The following is a 243-nucleotide window of genomic DNA, read 5'->3' on the forward strand; positions in this document are numbered from 1 at the left end:
CCCGTAAATCCGAAGCGAATCTATCGTCTTTACAAGGAGATGGGACTTCAGCTGCGGAACAAGGTTCCCAAACGGCGCGTGAAAGCGAAGCTTCGCGCTGATCGCACAGAGGCAACCCGTTCCAACCATGTATGGGCAATGGATTTCGTCCATGATCAGTTGGCGACTGGACGGAAGATCCGCATCCTGACGGTGGTTGACACATTCTCACGCTTCTCGCCAGCAGTCGATGCCCGCTTCAGT

Annotated in this window: 1 protein-coding gene; it reads left to right on the plus strand. The window is 54.7% G+C overall.

Features of this window, described 5'->3' with window-relative positions:
• The coding region (locus F9K91_RS25760) for a DDE-type integrase/transposase/recombinase (protein ID WP_412842210.1) at positions 1-243 on the plus strand (243 nt) is incomplete at both ends.

It is taken from the genome of Brucella tritici, from assembly GCF_008932295.1.
Taxonomy (GTDB): Bacteria; Pseudomonadota; Alphaproteobacteria; order Rhizobiales; family Rhizobiaceae; genus Brucella; species Brucella tritici.